Annotated in this window: 14 protein-coding genes; 2 read left to right on the top strand and 12 right to left on the bottom strand. The window is 71.2% G+C overall.

Annotated features, from left to right (window positions below; genetic code table 11):
- Positions 1-59: 59 nt before the first annotated feature.
- The 9 genes from cobA to ACZ5WE_RS15540 form a co-directional block, all read right to left on the bottom strand.
- The gene (cobA, locus tag ACZ5WE_RS15580; RefSeq protein ID WP_467686544.1) at positions 60-1292 is read right to left on the bottom strand and encodes a uroporphyrinogen-III C-methyltransferase; all 1233 of its coding nucleotides are present in this window, start codon (positions 1290-1292) and stop codon (positions 60-62) included.
- A 199-nt stretch (positions 1293-1491) separates the two neighbouring features.
- Positions 1492-5547 (bottom strand): nicotinate-nucleotide--dimethylbenzimidazole phosphoribosyltransferase, encoded by a 4056-nt coding sequence (gene cobT / locus ACZ5WE_RS15575; RefSeq protein WP_467686546.1) that lies wholly within the window; start codon positions 5545-5547, stop codon positions 1492-1494.
- Between the two features lie 354 nt (positions 5548-5901).
- Positions 5902-7113 (bottom strand): precorrin-6y C5,15-methyltransferase (decarboxylating) subunit CbiE, encoded by a 1212-nt coding sequence (cbiE, locus tag ACZ5WE_RS15570; RefSeq protein WP_467686548.1) that lies wholly within the window; start codon positions 7111-7113, stop codon positions 5902-5904.
- A gap of 118 nt (positions 7114-7231) precedes the next feature.
- Positions 7232-7876: a GNAT family N-acetyltransferase gene (locus ACZ5WE_RS15565; RefSeq protein WP_399391828.1), complete on the bottom strand. Its 645-nt coding sequence runs from the start codon at positions 7874-7876 to the stop codon at positions 7232-7234.
- Positions 7877-8010: 134 nt separating this feature from the next.
- Entirely contained in the window at positions 8011-8832 is an 822-nt protein-coding gene (locus tag ACZ5WE_RS15560; RefSeq protein WP_467686550.1) for a MetQ/NlpA family ABC transporter substrate-binding protein, read from the bottom strand.
- 2 nt (positions 8833-8834) lie between these two features.
- Positions 8835-9671 carry a MetQ/NlpA family ABC transporter substrate-binding protein gene (locus ACZ5WE_RS15555; protein WP_467686552.1) on the bottom strand — a complete coding sequence of 279 codons (837 nt, stop codon included), beginning with the start codon at positions 9669-9671 and terminating at the stop codon, positions 8835-8837.
- 75 nt (positions 9672-9746) lie between these two features.
- Complete coding sequence (locus tag ACZ5WE_RS15550; protein WP_467686554.1) at positions 9747-10466, bottom strand: methionine ABC transporter permease; 720 nt, start codon at positions 10464-10466, stop codon at positions 9747-9749.
- Entirely contained in the window at positions 10463-11521 is a 1059-nt protein-coding gene (locus ACZ5WE_RS15545) for a methionine ABC transporter ATP-binding protein (protein WP_467686556.1), read from the bottom strand. The genes ACZ5WE_RS15550 and ACZ5WE_RS15545 overlap by 4 nt, the downstream gene beginning before the upstream one ends.
- 407 nt (positions 11522-11928) lie before the next feature.
- Complete coding sequence (locus ACZ5WE_RS15540) at positions 11929-12576, bottom strand: HAD family hydrolase (RefSeq protein ID WP_467686558.1); 648 nt, start codon at positions 12574-12576, stop codon at positions 11929-11931.
- Positions 12577-12712: 136 nt separating this feature from the next.
- Here ACZ5WE_RS15540 and ACZ5WE_RS15535 point away from each other — a divergent pair, with 136 nt between their 5' ends.
- Both ACZ5WE_RS15535 and ACZ5WE_RS15530 read left to right on the top strand, forming a co-directional pair.
- The gene (locus ACZ5WE_RS15535; protein ID WP_467686560.1) at positions 12713-13072 is read left to right on the top strand and encodes a hypothetical protein; all 360 of its coding nucleotides are present in this window, start codon (positions 12713-12715) and stop codon (positions 13070-13072) included.
- 1 nt (position 13073) lies between these two features.
- Positions 13074-13505: a hypothetical protein gene (locus tag ACZ5WE_RS15530; RefSeq protein WP_467686562.1), complete on the top strand. Its 432-nt coding sequence runs from the start codon at positions 13074-13076 to the stop codon at positions 13503-13505.
- Here the strand turns inward: ACZ5WE_RS15530 and ACZ5WE_RS15525 are convergent.
- The 3 genes from ACZ5WE_RS15525 to ACZ5WE_RS15515 all read right to left on the bottom strand — a co-directional run bounded on the left by ACZ5WE_RS15525 (position 13502) and on the right by ACZ5WE_RS15515 (position 15805).
- Positions 13502-14005, bottom strand: a complete 504-nt coding sequence (locus ACZ5WE_RS15525) for a GNAT family N-acetyltransferase (RefSeq protein WP_467686564.1) — start codon at positions 14003-14005, stop codon at positions 13502-13504. The genes ACZ5WE_RS15530 and ACZ5WE_RS15525 overlap by 4 nt on opposite strands.
- A 37-nt stretch (positions 14006-14042) precedes the next feature.
- Entirely contained in the window at positions 14043-14558 is a 516-nt protein-coding gene (locus tag ACZ5WE_RS15520; protein WP_467686566.1) for a sigma-70 family RNA polymerase sigma factor, read from the bottom strand.
- 74 nt (positions 14559-14632) lie between these two features.
- A complete protein-coding gene (locus ACZ5WE_RS15515; RefSeq protein WP_467686568.1) occupies positions 14633-15805 on the bottom strand; it encodes a glycerophosphodiester phosphodiesterase in 1173 nt (390 codons plus the stop codon).
- Positions 15806-16239: the final 434 nt, after the last annotated feature.

The raw sequence follows: 16239 nt of genomic DNA, 5'->3' as shown, positions 1-16239 counted from the left end.
GGTTGGGTTACCGATGGTTACGCGGGGGTTCCGAGAGGTTACGCGGGGGTTCGAAGGGGTTACGCGTGGCGGTCGGGGCCCACGTTCACCACGTCGCCGATGACGATGACGGCCGGCGGCTTCACCTCGTGGGCGGCGACCTCGGCTGCGACGGTCGCCAGCGTGGCGTCCACGCGTCGCTGGGCCGCTGTGGTGCCCTCCTGGATCAGGGCGACGGGCGTCTCGGGCGACCGGCCGTGCGCGGTGAGCGTCTCGGCGATCCTGCCGATCTTGTCCACGCCCATCAGGACGACGAGCGTGCCGCGCAGCTTGGCCAGGGACGCCCAGTCGACCAGGGAGCGCTCGTCGTCCGGCGCCACGTGGCCGCTGACCACCGTGAACTCGTGGGCGACGCCGCGGTGCGTGACGGGGATGCCGGCGGCACCGGGCACCGAGATCGAGCTGGAGATGCCGGGCACCACGGTGCAGGAGATGCCCGCTTCGGCCAGCGCCTGGGCCTCTTCCATGCCGCGCCCGAAGACGAAGGGGTCACCGCCCTTGAGACGGACAACCGACTTGCCCTGCTTCGCGTGCTCGATGAGGGCGTTGTTGATGGCCTCCTGGGCCATGAAACGGCCGTACGGGATCTTCGCGGCGTCGATCACCTCGACGTGTGGCGGCAGTTCGTCGAGCAGGTCGCGGGGGCCGAGCCGGTCGGCGATGACCACGTCCGCCTCGGCGAGGAGGCGACGGCCGCGGACCGTGATGAGGTCCGGGTCGCCGGGGCCGCCGCCGACCAGGGCGACGCCGGGGGTGCGGGTGCGGTGGTGGGGCGCCACGAGCGTGCCGTCGCGCAGGCCTTCGACGACCGCGTCGCGGATGGCCGCGGTGCGGCGGGGATCGCGGCCGTGGATGTCGGTGGTGAGGACGGCGACCGTGACGCCTTCGGAGCGGCCGGTCGCGGGGGTCAGGGCGGTGGCCGCGTCGGCGTCGTCCGAGCGGACACACCAGACGCGGTGGGCCTCGGCTTCCGCGGAGGCCGCCGTGTTGGCCTCGGTGTCGCTGGTGGCGATGAGGGCGTACCAGGCGTCCTTGAGGTCGCCGGTCTCGTAGCGGCGGCGCTCCCAGGTGATCTCGCCCGCGTCCGCCATCGCCTCCACGGAGGGCGTCGCCGTCGGCGATACGAGGAGGATGTCGGCGCCCGCGGCGATCAGGGCGGGGAGGCGGCGCTGAGCCACCTGGCCGCCGCCGAGCACGACCGTGCGTCGGGCGGTGAGGCGGAGGCCTACGGGGTAGGCGGGGCTTTCTGCCATGGCGGGAGGCTCCTCGTGCGGGGCGCGGGGCTTTGCGGGTGCCGCTACGACGGTGGGGCGGCTGCGCTACTGCTTTGACGTGCGGGTTCAGTATGGCTGGGGCGGGGCGGGGTCTCTCCCCCAGCCCCGCCCCTTCCCTGCTGTATCAAGGTGCGGCTCCGCCTCGTGGGGGCTCGGCCCCCCGGAGCCTCGTCTGCGGCTACTTCTCCGTCACCCCGGCCGAGTCGAACGTGGCCACCTCGTGCATCGCGCGGGCCGCGCTCTGCACCACCGGGAGGGCGAGGAGGGCGCCTGTGCCCTCGCCGAGGCGCAGGTCGAGGTCGACCAACGGGCGCAGGCCCAGCTTGTTGAGCGCGGCCACGTGGCCCGGCTCCGCGCTGCGGTGGCCCGCGATGCAGGCCGCGAGGACCTCGGGGGCGATGGCGCGGGCGACCAGGGCCGCCGCACCGGCGCTCACTCCGTCCAGGATCACGGGCGTACGGAGAGAGGCGCCGCCGAGCAGCAGTCCCACCATCGCCGCGTGCTCCAGACCGCCGATCGCCGCGAGGACGCCGATCGGGTCGGCGGGGTCGGTCTTGTGCAGTTCGAGGGCGCGGCGCACGACATCGACCTTGCGGCTGTGCATCTCGTCGTTGATGCCGGTGCCACGGCCGGTCACCTCGCCCGGGTCCGTGTCCGTGTAGACGGAGATGAGGGCCGCGGACGCCGTGGTGTTCGCGATGCCCATCTCGCCGGTGAGCAGGGCCTTGTTGCCCGCCGCCACCAGGTCGCGGGCGGTCTCGATGCCCACCTCGACGGCCGCCTTGACCTCCTCGCGGCTCAGGGCAGGACCAGTCGTCATGTCGGCCGTGCCCGCGCGGATCTTGCGGGGCAACAGGCCGGGGGTGGCCGGGAGTTCACTCGCCACGCCCACGTCGATGACGCAGACCTCGGCGCCCACCTGGTTGGCGAAGGCGTTGCAGACCGCGCCGCCGCCGAGGAAGTTGGCGACCATCTGCGCGGTCACCTCCTGGGGCCAGGCGGTGACGCCCTGAGCGTGCACACCGTGGTCGCCCGCGAAGATCGCGACGGCCGCGGGCTCCGGGATCGGCGGCGGGCACTGCCGGGAAAGCCCGGACAGCTGCGCGGAGATGATCTCCAGCATGCCGAGCGCGCCCGGCGGCTTCGTCATGCGCTTCTGCCGCTCCCACGCCTCACCGAGCGCCTTCGCGTCCAGCGGGCGGATGTTGGAGACAGTCTCCGCGAGGAGGTCGCTCGGGTCCTCGCCGGGCAGGGCGCGGCGGCCGTACGTCTCCTCGTGGACCACCCAGGAGAGCGGGCGGCGCTTGGACCAGCCTGCCTGCATCAGCTCGGGCTCCTCAGGGAACTCGTCGACGTATCCGACACAGAGATAGGCCACCACTTCGAGGTGCTCGGGCAGGCCGAGGGTTCTGACCATCTCGCGTTCGTCGAAGAAGCTGACCCAGCCGACGCCGAGGCCCTCGGCGCGCGCCGCGAGCCAGAGGTTCTCGACGGCGAGGGCCGAGGAGTACGGAGCCATCTGCGGCTGTGTGTGACGGCCGAGGGTGTGGCGGCCGCCGCGGGTCGGGTCGGCGGTGACGACGATGTTCACCGGGGTGTCGAGGATCGCCTCGATCTTCAGTTCCTTGAACTGTTTCGCGCGGCCCTTGGGCAGCGACTTGGCGTACGCGTCCTTCTGGCGCATGGCCAGCTCGTGCATCGTGCGCCGGGTCTCCGCCGAGCGGATGACGACGAAGTCCCAGGGCTGGGAGTGGCCCACGGAAGGTGCCGTGTGGGCCGCTTCCAGGACGCGGAGCAGTACCTCGTGCGGGATGGCGTCGCTGCGGAAGCCGTTGCGGATGTCGCGGCGTTCGCGCATGACACGCAGCACGGCCTCGCGCTCGGCGTCGTCGTAGGCGGGGGCGGCGGGCGCCTCCGACTGCTGGGCCGGCTCCGGCTGCTTGACGGCCTCCGGCTGTTGGACCGGCTCAGAGGGCACGGCCTCGTCCGCTGCTCCCGCCGGGTCGGCGGCCTCGGCCACCCCGGTGGGCCCGGCTTCGACGACGGCCACGGGCTCGGGGGCCTCGGGCGCCGGCGCCGGCGCTGTCTCCGCTTCGGCGGGTGCGTCGGCCACTTCGAGAGGGGCGGCTTCGGCTGCCACCTCCGTCGGTTCCGGCGCCGCGGCCACGGGCTCCTCTGCCGTCCCCGGTGCCGTCCCCGGTGCTGTGTCCGGTGCCGGCTCCGGGACGGGAGTTGCCGCCGCGGGCTCTCCGCCGTCACGCGGCGCGGGCACGGTGACCGCGGGCTGCGGGGAAGCGGGCTCGGCGGCTTCGAGAAGGGTCGAGGGCTCCTGGGCCACCGGGGGCTCGGGGACCTCGGCGGCTTCCGGGGTGACCGGAGTCTGCGGGAGGTCGGCTGCCGGAGGGGCGGCCTCGGCCTCGGTGGGCTCCGGCTGCGCCTCGGGGGTCCCCGGCTGCGAGGCCTCGACGTACTCCGGAGGTACGGACATGACGTGCGGCGGCGTCGGTGCCAGGTGAGGCGTGGTCGGCACCGAGCCCTCCACCGGCACGAACTGGCCGAGGGGCGCGGGCGACTGGGGTGCCGCGAAGGGCTGGTGCGGGTCGCCCGGAGGCACCTCGCCCTGAGGCATCCGGGCCACGGGCGCCTCAACGTACTGCGGAGCCTGCGGGATGTGCGGGCCCTGGGCCGTGTGCCCCGTGCCCGCGAGCGGCGCGTCCGACCAGGGCTGCGCCCCGGCCATGGCGAACTGCGGCTGACCGGAGCTCTGCGCGGGCTCCTGGCTCGCTTCCGGTGCGGGCGCGGACGGGTCCACGGCAGACGGATCCACGGCAGACGGCTGCTCGGCGCCCTCGACGAACGCGGGCCGGCCTGCTTCGGCGACGGCGTGGGCGAACTGTTCGTCGGCCTCGGCGCCTTGCTCGATCGCGGCGTCGGCGGCATCCGCGGCCTGCGGGAAGGCGGCAGCGGGCGTCTCGGCGGCGGGCTGCGGAGCCTCGGGTACCACCGCGTGCTGCGAGTCGTGCGCCTCCTGCGCGTCGGATGCGCCCGACGTGTCCTCTGTGACAGAAGTGGCGGGAGCAACGGGAGTGTCGTCCGGGACGACCGTTTCTGCTGGTGCGGCGGACTGCGCGGACTGCGCGGTCTGCACGGCCTCCGCGGCATGCGGGGTCTGGGAGCTCTGCGACGGCTGGGAGTTCATCGACGGCTGCGACGGCTGGGAGTGCTGTGGCTGCGACGTCCACGGCGTCGCGCCCTGCGGCACGTTCTCACCGAGCTGCTGCCCCGGCAGCATCCCTTCCTCGTCACGCGGGATGTCGAGGTACTCGGGCCCCACCGTGGGCGGCCCCGCGTGTCGCGCGGGCGCGGCGTGCTGCGGCGCCCCGGCCGGGCCGCGGTCGGCGAGGGACCGTACGGGGCTCCCCGAGCCGTCGGGCACGGCGGGACCTGAAGGGCCCCGGTGGAGCGGGCGGCGTGCGGGGCCGGGGTGCGACGCGGGCGCCGGGGTGGACGCACCCGGCAGATGGACGCCGTTCAGGTCGACCGAGCCGCTGTCGCGGCCGCCCGTCTCGTGCGGGCCCGGCTGGTGCGTGGCCTGCGGCTGCCCGACCGACTGCGGGGCGACCGACTCCGGGGCGAACGACTGCGGGGCCGCGGCGTGCTGGCCGACCAGGGGCTGACCGCCCGCCTGACCGCCCACCGACTGATCATCCGGCGCCTGCCCTGCCGCGTGCTGACCGCCGACAGACTGGCCGGCGGACTGGCCACCGACGGGCTGATCGGCCAAGGGCTGGTCCACCACGGACTGTTCCGTCACGGACTGGTCCGCCATAGCGGGGGCGACCACAGGCTGACCGGCCACGGGCTGTCCGGCGGCGTACTGGATCGCCACAGACGGGTCCCCCACAGCCTGACCCAAGCCCTGCTGACCCAAGCCCTGCTGACCCAAGCCCTGCTGTCCGACACTCTGCTGACCGACACCCTGCGCCACACCCGCATGCTGAGCGGCCCCTGGCTGGACCCCCGGCTGCGGCTGGGCCGACTGCGGCTCGCTCCAGGCGCCCTGGGCACCCGGCATCAGCAACAGGTCGTCATCGTCTGCGGGGGCGACGCTCACGGCGGGATTCTCGGAGGGGTCGAGGTAGGTGTACGCACCCGGGGCGGGGACGCCCGGCTGCTCCACCATGCCTGCGTTCTCCGGCAGTCCCTCGCCCGGGACCTGGCCGGTGTCGGTCATGCGTAACCCCTCGCCCATCGGTTAGTGCTTCTTCGACCGCCCCTCAGCCTTCGGCCGGGGAAGCCCCATTGCCCGGAGCGGCGCACCAACCGCCCGTCATCCTCAACGAGCGTGCGCGCCGCGCGGCACGAACCGCGTACGGACAACAGGCATTGTCCCGGTCGGCCTGCCGCCACGGCGGCTTGATCCGCAACGGTCCGCTGTGGGCTGCGCCACGTTGCGCGCCCTCCGGTCGTGCCGTACCACACACCCCCCAAAACGGGCGAGCTTTCCGGACATTGACCAACTATTTGCCGGACACTCGGATGCGGTACAACAATCCGCCAGCCTACCCCGCACCGTGCGGCAGCAGGGTCACGGGGCGCGATCGGGCAACTGTCCGGAGAGCAGGAAGACCACGGTCCGCTCCCGCTCCGTCCACGCGCGCGTGTCGAGTTCGACGGATTGGAGCAGCGCGCATTCGACCGCGTATCCGTGCTCCGTCAGACCCCTGCCGATGAGTTCGGCCGCGTCACGGGTCGACGCGTGCGTCACGATGCGCGCCGGGCGCCGGTCGGCGACGGCGGAGACCACCTCGGCGCCCCCGCCCCCGATCCGTACGACGTCGGGCTCGGGAAGGTCTTCGAGGATGTGCGGCGCCGTGCCGTGCAGGATCTGCGGCTGGACGCCGAAATGGCGGGCCACGGCCGTGGTGCGGGCGCAGGCGTCGGGGTCGGCGTCGACGGCGATGACGGCGGCGCCGAAGCGTGCCGCCTCCGCGGTGAAGGCGCCGCTGCCGCAGCCGATGTCCCAGACCAGGTCACCCACGCGCGGGCCGGTGCGGGCGAGTTGGGCGGCCCGCAGGCGGTCGCTCTCGCCCTCGCCGAGCCCGGCCTCGCCGCCGTAGGCGGGGGCGGGCAGCGCCCAGCCGCGCGGGGTGCCCGGGTCGCGACCCGCGATCCAGCCGGTGTCGGACGCGGCGACCGGGCCGCCGATGACGATGACGACGTTCGGGTCGCGCCAGGTGTGGTCGGCGGCCTTGTCCGAGGTGAGGACGGTGACCTGTTCGCGCTCGGTGCCGAGCTCCTCGCAGATCACGAAGGTGCGGTGCACGTCCTGGAGGAGCAGGCCGAGCTCGGCCGGGCCCGCGCCGGGCGAGGTGAGGACGGCGACCTTGGGGTGCGCGCGGCAGACGTTCACAGCACGGCGCAGCGTGCGGGGGTGGGCGACCACGACCTGGGCGTCGTCCCAGGGCATCCCGGCGCGGGCGAAGGCCTGGGCGACGGACGAGACGGCGGGCACGACTTCGACCTCCAGGCCGAATTCGGGGGCGCGCAGCGTGCGGACGACGCCGAAGAAGCCGGGGTCGCCGTCGGCCAGGACCACGGCGGTGCCGCGGTGGGCGGCGATGCGGCGGGCGGCCAGGCTCACGCTGCCCAGGCGGATCCGTTCCGCGGTCGGTGGCACTTCGGCGAGCGTCAGGTGGTGGGCGGCGCCTGCGACGAGGGTGGCGGCGCCGAGCGCCGAGCGCGCGGCGGCGGTCAGCGGCGAACCGTCCCAGCCGATCACCGTGACGCGGTCGGCCATCTTCGTCTGTCTCCTGGGTCTCGCGGGTCGTATGAGGGGGCCGGGCGTCCTGTGCAGGGGGCAACCGCGTGCCGCCAGGGGCGAGCGTACCTGGTGAACCTCTGTGCCGCTCCGGCGGTCAGTTCCAGTCGGAGAAGGCGCTGAACCCGCTGTCCGCGAGCTGCTCGCCGACTCCTTCCAGATCCTCGGGGAGCAGGCTCCACACGATGAGGTCGGTCCGGACGTCGATCCAGCCGCCGAAGGGATCCCCGCCGTTCCTCGTACGCGCTATCCAGGCGCCCCGCAGGACTCCCTCGCTGATGCAGCCGATCTTCTGCGCGACCTGCTGGGCGGCTGTGTTGTCGGCGGCGGTGCGCAGCTCGATGCGTTCGAAGCGCTGGTCGTTGAAGAGCCACTGGGCGGTGGCGAGCGCCGCCTCCGACGCGTAGCCCTCACCGCGGGCCCAGGGGGCGACGACGTAGTTGAGTTCGCTGGAGCGCACGCGCCAGTCCGTGTCACGCAGTTGCACGATGCCGACCAGGCGCTGGGTGAGGAACTCCGTGACGGCCAGGGCGATTCCGCGGCCCTCGGTGCGCTCGGCGGGCGCGACGCGGGTGATCCAGTCGCGGGCGTCGTCCTCGGTGTAGGGCTGGGGCGCTGAGGTCCAGGCGGTGACCATCTCGTCGTTCATCATCTCCGCGTACGCGGAGACGTCGGCGTCCTCGAACGGGCGCAGCACCAACCGCTCCGTGCTGATGGAGATATCAGGGAAGGTGGTAGTCATGCGCTGCTCCGTAACCTGGAACCCTCGGCCTGCTGAAGAGCCCAGCATGCAGCATGTCGGCGCGCAAACGCACCACGGGGTCCGCTCCTTCGTCAGGAGAGGACCCCGTGGTGAGGGCGGAAACGGACTGTGCGTCAGCTCGTTTCGACGGGCAGGACGGAGCCCTTGTACTTGTCCTTGATGAACTGCTTCACCTCGGGTGAAGTCAGCAGTTCGGCCAGCTTCTTGACCCTCGGGTCGTCCTCGGCGCCCTTCTTGACGGCGAGCACGTTGTTGTACGGATTGCCCTTGGGCGACTCGAGAAGGATGGCGTCCTTCTTGGGGCTGAGTCCGGCGTCGAGCGCGTAGTTGTTGTTGATGACCGCGGCTTCGACGTCTTCCAGGGAGCGCGGCAGCTGGGCCGGTTCCAGCGGCTTGACGGTGAGCTTCTTCGGGTTGGACGTGATGTCCTCGGGGGTCGCGTTCGCGCCGGCCCCCTTCTTGAGCCCGATGACGCCCTTGGAGGCGAGGAGTTCGAGCGCCCTGCCTTCGTTGGTGGTGTCGTTCGGAACGGCGACGGTCGCACCGGCGGGCAGCTCGGTGACGTCCTTCGCCTTCTTCGCGTACACCCCCATCGGCGGCAGATAGACCTCGGTCACCGGCGTGAGCTCCGTCTTCTTGGACTTGTTGAAGTCCTCCAAGTACGGGGCGTGCTGGTAGAGGTTGGCGTCGAGGGACCCTTCCTGGAGCGCGGTGTTCGGCGTGACGTAGTCCGTGAACTCCGTGATCTGGAGGTCGAGTCCCTTCTTCTTCGCGAGGTTCTGCTTGATGTACGTGAGGACTTCACCGGCCGGGGTCGGGGTGGCGCCGACGGTGAGCGTGTCGCCGTCGCCTCCCGAACCGGATCCGGAGCCGCACGCGGTCAGGCCGAGCGTGAGAGCGAGTGCTCCCGCGGCCGCGATGACGGGCGTACGCATGATCAGAACGCCGCGACGACGGCGCCGTCGTACTTGTCGTCGATGAACTTCTTGACCTCGGGCGAGGTGAGGAGCTTGGCGAGCTTCTTCACGCGCGGGTCGTTCTCGTCGCCCTTCTTCACGGCGAGGAAGTTGCCGTAGGGGTTGCCCTTGGCGGGCTCGGCGACGATGGCGTCCTTGGCCGGGCTGAGCTTGGCCTCCAGGGCGTAGTTGCCGTTGATCACCGCGGCGTCGACGTCACCGAGGGAACGGGGCACCTGGGCGGCCTCGATCTCCTTGAACTTGAGGTTCTTCGGGTTCTTCGAGACGTCCTTGGGGGTCGCCTCGTAACCGACGCCCTTCTTGAGCTCGATCAGGCCGTTGTCGGCCAGGAGCTTGAGTGCGCGGGCCTCGTTCGTGGTGTCGTTCGGGAGCGCGACCGTGGCGCCCTTCTTGAGGTCGTCGAGCTTCTTGACGCTCTTGGAGTAGACGCCGAGCGGCTCCAGGTGCACCGTCGCCTTCGGGACCGGCACGATGTCCGTGCCGTTCTTCTTGTTGAAGTCGTCCAGGTACGGCTTGTGCTGGAAGTAGTTGGCGAAGACCTCGCCCTGCTCCACGGCGGTGTTCGGCGTGACGTAGTCGGTGAACTCTCGCACGTCGAGGTCGAGACCGGCCTTCTTCGCCAGGTTCTTCTTGACGTAGTCGAGGATCTCGCCCTGCGGCGTGGGAGTGGCGGCGACGATGAGCGGGCCGTCCTTGTCCCCCGCGGCGGAGCCCTTGTCGGAGCCGCAGGCGGAGAGACCGAGGGTGAGGGCTCCGGCGGCGAGGACAGCGGTGGTGATCTTGGCGGTGTTACGCACGAAAAGTGCCTTTCTCCATGGGTGGTACGCCCCGCGATGGGATGTGCGGGGTGAGTTTCGGGAAGCCTTCGGTGGTCAGGAAGCCTTCGACGGCGCGAGCTTGAGGAAGCGCAGGCGCGGTGCGGCGCCCGAGTGGCCGCCGCGCCGGTGCAGCCTGCGGGCCGCGTAGTCGCCCGCGAACTGGATGATCGAGATGACCACGGCGAGGACGCCGACGGTGATCCACATCAGTTCGGTCTCGAAGCGCTGGTAGCCGTAGCGGATGGCGATGTCGCCGAGGCCGCCCGCGCCGACGGCGCCGGTGATGGCCGAGTAGCCGAGGATCGTGACGATCGTCGTGGTCGTGCTGGAGATCAGCGACGGCAGCGACTCCGGCACGAGGACCTTGCGTACGACGGTCCAGGTGTTGCCGCCCATCGACTGCACGGCCTCGACGAGACCGCCGTCGACCTCGCGCACCGAGGTCTCCACGAGGCGCGCGAAGAACGGGATGGCACCGATCGCGAGCGGCACGATGGCGGCCTCGCGGCCGATCGTGGTGCCCGTGATCCAGCGCGTGAGGCCCATCAGCGCGACCATGAGGATGATGAAGGGCATCGAGCGCGCGATGTTCACGACCTGCCCGATGAGCTTGTTCAGGACCGTGTTCTGCAGCAGCCCGCCGCGGTCGGTGAGGACCAGCAGAATGCCGAGCGGCAGACCGGCGACGACGGCTATCAGCGTCGACCAGCCGACCATGTAGAGGGTGTCCCAACAGGCCTGCTCCAGCAGGGGCTGCATCTCCGACCAGGTCACTTGGCACCTTCCTTGACCAGCAGCGTGGCGTCCTTCGGCGTGGTCACGGGGTCCTGGCCCGCGATGTCGACCTGCAGCCCCTGCTCACGCAGGAAGCCGATCGGAACGACGTTCTCCTCGAAGCGTCCCGGCAGCTCGATGCGCATGCGGCCGACCTGCCTGCCCGCGACGGTGTCCATCGCGGCGCCGAGGATCGAGATGTCGATGTTGTACGTGCGCGAGAGCTGGGAGATGACCGGCTGGGTCGCGGCTTCGCCGTGGAAGGTCACGTCGACGACGGTGCGGTCGAGGCCCGATGCCTCGCCGCTGACCGGGAAGAGCGCGGCGGCCAGCTCGGAGCCGGGCGTCGCGAGCAGCTCGGTGACGGTGCCGGACTCGACGATCCGCCCGTTCTCCATGAGGGCCGCGGAGTCGCAGACGCTCTTGACGACGTCCATCTCGTGCGTGATCAGCAGGACGGTCAGGCCGAGCTGCTGGTTGAGGTCGCGCAGGAGCTTGAGGATGGAGCGGGTGGTCTCCGGGTCGAGGGCGCTGGTCGCCTCGTCGGAGAGCAGCACCTTCGGGTCGCCGGCGAGCGCGCGGGCGATGCCGACGCGCTGCTTCTGGCCGCCGGAGAGCTGCGCCGGGTAGGACTTCGCCTTGTCGGCGAGGCCGACCAGGTCGAGGAGTTCCAGGGCCTTGCGGGAGCGCTCGGCGCCGCTGAGGCCGAGGATCTCCAGGGGCAGCTCGATGTTGTCCTTGACGGTGCGCGACGACAGCAGGTTGAAGTGCTGGAAGACCATGCCGATGCGGCTGCGCGCCCGGCGCAGGTCCTTGCTCGCGCGGCTGCCGCGCCCGGCGATGGCGGTGAGGTCCTGGCCGGCGACGGACACGGTGCCGGAGGTGGGGCGCTCCAGGAGGTTCACGCAGCGGATCAGCGAGGATTTGCCGGCGCCGGACTGGCCGATGACGCCGTACACCTCGCCTTCGCGGACATGCAGATCGACGCCGTCGAGGGCAGTTACTTCACGACCGCGTGAGCGGTAGACCTTGGTCAGGCCGGAAGTGGTGATCACAGGGGTTTCCGTCACTGTCGAGTGCGCGGCGCGGTTCTCGCCGGGCACGGGGCATTCGTGGGGAACGCGGCACGGTTTCTCGCGGTGGCGAAAAGAACCGGAGGAGGTGTGCGCGGGGCAGGCTCGCGTCCTACGTCATGTCCGCCGGTAAGGCGTACGTGGCACAGGGGCGCGGCACAGCGGCTTCGCTTCGGGGCGCGATGCTCAGGAGTGGTGCGGGGGCCCTCAGAAGGCGCACATTCGACACATACAACGAGCACCGGGCGTCGTGATCGCCTCGGTCGCAGGGATGCGGCTGCTCGTCGTGGTCATGTGGACCAGTAAAACACGCGTGCGTCCGCGCCCCGCTCCGGTTGTCCGCTATACGGACAACCGGTGGACGGGCACGGACGCGGACGGGCGACGGCTCAGCCCTCGGTGGTGATCTCCACGCCACCCTCGGTGGCCTGCGCGGACACGGCCGAGAGGTCCTTCACGACGACGTCGGCGGACAGCTCGCCGGCGGTGTGTGTTGTGGCCAACGCCACGGTGGTCATGCCGGCCGCGCGTCCCGCGGTGAGACCGGCCGGCGCGTCCTCGAAGACGACGCAGCGCGCCGGGTCGACGCCCAGTTTCGCGGCCGCGAGCAGGAAGGGCTCCGGGTCGGGCTTGCCGCGCGTGATGTCGGCGGCGGCGATGAGCATCTTCGCGTCGATGCCGACCTCGGCGAGGCGTGCCTCGGCCAGGCGCCGCCCCGCGGAGGTGACGACGGCCCAGCGCTCGGGCGGCAGGGATTCGAGCAGCTCACGGGTGCCGGGAAGGAGTACGACGCCGCCGGCGACGTCCGAGACCTCGAGCTCCTCGATGCGGGCGACGGCCTCGGCCACGCGCTCGGTGGGCAGCATGTCGGCGATGATCTCGGCGGCGGGGCGGCCGTGCAGCTCGACCCGCGCGAACTCCTCGGCGGTGATCCCGTACTCCTGCGCCAAGCGCCTCCAGCAGCGGTACACCGACTCCATGGAGGAGATGAGGGTGCCGTCGTTGTCGAACAGGAGCGCTTCAGCGTGGATCTTCATGGTGTCCGAGCGTACGGGGCACCCCCGGGGTGCGCGCATCGGGCCTTAGGGGTGCGCGCATCGGGTCATAGGAGTGCGCGCATCGGGTCATAGGGGTGCGCGCATCGGGTCATAGGGCCCGTAATAAAGTCACCGCATGCTTGTTGCCCTGACGATCGCGACCGCCGTGGCCGCGCTCGCCCTCGCCGCGTGGTGCGGTTTCGCCGCCTACCGGGACCAGCCGACCAAGGACTGGCACTTCATCGGCATGGGCGTGGTGACGTTCCTGGCCACCGTCCAGCTGATCGTCGGCATCGTCCAGCTGGCGCGGGGCGAGAAGCCGGAGCAGGGCACGACGATCTTCGTTGCGTATCTGGTCGGCTCCTTCGCCTGCGTACCGGCCGCGGGCTTCATGTCCCTCGCGGAGCGCACCCGTTGGGGCTCCATCACGGTCGCCGCGGGTGGCGTGGTCCTTGCCGTGCTCCAGGTGCGGCTCTACGACATCTGGGGAGGCTGAGGTGACGGTGACCGAGGACGGCAAGAGCCAGGGCACCCGGCAGAGGCTGATCAGCGGCCCCGGCATCCTGCTGGTGTGGCTGTACGGGGTGATGGTGGTCGGCGCGGTGTCGCGCTCCGCCGTGCAGATCTCGACCGACTTCCACAAGGCGCCGCTCGCGTACACGCTGTCCGCGCTCGCGGGTCTCGTCTACGGCTTCATCACGTACTCGCTCGTGCGCGGCGGCGAGAAGGCCCGCAGGGCGGCGCTGGTGTGCTGCGCCGCCGAGCTGGTGGGCGTCCTGGCGGTGGGGACGTGGACGCTCGTCGAGCCGTCCGCCTTCCCCGACGCCACGGTGTGGTCGGACTTCGGGATGGGCTATCTGTTCATTCCGGTGATCCTGCCCGCCACGGCGATCTTCTGGCTGAACAAGGCGCGCAGGGCGGGGCGCTAGACCCTGGCCGCGTACGCCCCCGCGATCGCCTCCTTGGAGAGCGTGAGCAGCGTGAGCCGGTCGTTCACGTGCTGGGTCTTCACCGCCGTATAGCCATGCTTGCGGTACAGCTGGAGATTCTGTTCGCTGCGGTGGCCGGTGAAGAGCTGGAAGCACTTGGCGGTGCCGCCCGCGCCGAGGCGTCCCTCTATCGCGTCCAGGAGCCTGCCTCCCAGGCCGTGGCGCTGCATCCTGGGGTGGACGATGAGTTTGTTGATCCGCGCCGTGCCGTCGGGGTCGACCGTGCCGCGCACGGATGCGACCACCTCGTCCCCGAGGCGGGCCACCAGCACGCTGCCGGCGGTCAGTTCGGCCTTGATGGAGTCGAGGGACTGGGTGAGCGGCTCGATGGAGTAGTCGCCGTACAGCTCGGCCTCGCTCTGGTAGCACAGGTACTGCAGTTTGAGGATCTTCTCGGCGTCCTGTCCGCCCGCCTCCGAGATGGTCACGCTCATGCCCATGTGTGCATGCCTCCCGCTCACCTGCTCCGCCGGTTGTCTATCGCTCCTTTCCCCACGGTTCAGGAGCTGCAACCTCCGCCGCGAGCATTCTGCGCAGGCATCCCAGGCAACGGGAACGTTCCGGCCCCAGGCTGCCCTGTGACATTCCCAACTCACCTGCGATCTCCCGGTAGGTGAGGTCCTTGGGGGACAGCAGTGCCGCCATGAGGCCGGGGCAGCGCCCGGGCAGTCTGCGCACCGCCGCGTGCAGGGTGCGGTCGCGGTCGGCCCGCAGGGCGCGCTGCTCGGGCCCGCGCTCGGTGTCGTCGGCGGGCTCGGTCGCGTACGCCACTTCGCGCTCAGCCGTACGCCGGGTGCGGCGTGCCTCGGCGGCCACGGCGGCCCGCAGCCAGGTGGCCGGGTCGGCGGGCGGGTCGGCGGTCTCCATGCGTTCCAACAGGCGCAGCCAGACGGCCTGTTCGAGGTCGCCGGGGTCTGCGCCGGAGCCGTACGCCGCGGCGGAGGCCTCGGCGGCGAGGAGCGGACGCAGCGCGGGGATGAGCGAGTGGGTCATGCAGGGCGGGACGCGGCCGCTCCGGCAGGAGGTTGCCGGGGCGGCCGTCTGTCACCCCAACCGGGGCCGGACGATCAGCTGTTGACGAAGTCCTCGCGGGCGAGCAGCGCGGTGTCGCAGTTGTCGGAGAAGATCCCGTCGATGCCCGTCTCGAAGTAGGCCCTGAAGGCGCCGAATGCGTCGCCGTAGGCGTTCGGGTCGGTGCCCTTCCTGAAGTTCGCGGGCAGGAAGGTGTTCTCGTTGCGCATCGTGTACGGGTGCAGGATCAGGCCCTCCTTGTGCGCGTCCTTGACCAGGGTGGTCGGGGTGCCGAGGCTTCCGTCGGGCTTCTTGGGGATGATCAGGTCGAGCGTGGGGCCGATGCCCTGCGCGAACGACGCCATCCACCTCAGGCCCTCGGGCTTGATGAGGTCGGCGACGGTGCGCGGGTCGCCCGCCTCGACGAAGTCCCACGGGCGGGAGCTCGCGCCGGACAGGAGCACCACGAGCGGCGGGCCGACCAGCTTGTTCAGGCGCTGGATGCTGCTGGGCTCGAAGGACTGCAGGAAGTTGGGCGAGCTCTTCTTGTGCCGCCCGTACTTGCGCAGGAGCTTGGCGAGCGGCTCCTCCAGGCCGAGGCCCAGCTTGCGGAAGTACGTGGGGTGCTTGGTCTCGATGTGCAGCCAGACCCGCTTGCCGCGCTCCCGGCCCTGCCGGTCGGCCCACCGGAAGACCTCCTCCAGGGTGGGCACGTCCCAGCGGCCGTCGTAGAGGGTGTTGCGCTGGCGGGTGCCGGGGATGCGCTCCTTGGCGCGCAGCGTCTTCAGCTCGGCGAGCGTGAAGTCCTCGGTGAACCAGCCGGTGAGCGAGACCCCGTCCACGGACTTGGTGGTCCTGCGGGACGCGAACTCGGGGTGCGCGGCGACGTCCGTCGTCGCGGTGATGTCGTTCTCGTGACGGCATACGAGATGGCCGTCCTTGGTGGGCACGATGTCCTGCTCGATGACGTGCGCGCCCATGTCGAGGGCGAGCTGGTACGAGCCGAGCGTGTGCTCGGGCCGGTAGCCGCTCGCGCCGCGGTGCGCGACGACAGTGGGCACCGGCAGGTCGTGGTGACCGTGCCCGCGCCCGGCGTCGGCTCTCGCCACGCCGGGCAGTCCTGCGACGGCTGTGCCCGCCCCGAGGACCGCCGCTCCCAGTACCGCGCGCCGACCCGGCCGCCGCTCCCCCGACCCCGACCCCGACCGACCCGATTTCTGCGTAGCCATTGAGCGCTCCTCCCGTTGCACTGCCTTGCACCTGACAAAGCGGCTCGATCGTAGGTGGCCCCGTGTGACGGACGGGAGACCCTGGACCGAACGGAAGGGTGACGCCGGATGGCGACTGGTGTGCGGCAGGGGGTCCTTTCGGTGGGCACCGGTCCGGTGCGGACGGCCCGCGAACTCCGTGGCAGCGCGTGACCGCGGTGCGTGACAAGGGCCACTCGAACGCGCCACATGCCGCACACAGGGATAACGTCGTCACAGGGAGGGCGGCCCGAGGGCTGCACCACGCACCCGCGTGTCAACTCTGCGTGTCGAGGGCGTGAACCCGATGTGCGGTGAGCGGGGACCCGCGAGTATCGTCCTCACCTGCACATACTCGTCACTGACCCGTTGACACCGGAGGGCCCGTTGTCCCGTCTCGCGCTCATCAAGGCTGT

The sequence above is a fragment of the Streptomyces sp. NPDC033180 genome, assembly GCF_055577645.1.
This window is presented reverse-complemented; position numbering and strand designations above follow the sequence as displayed.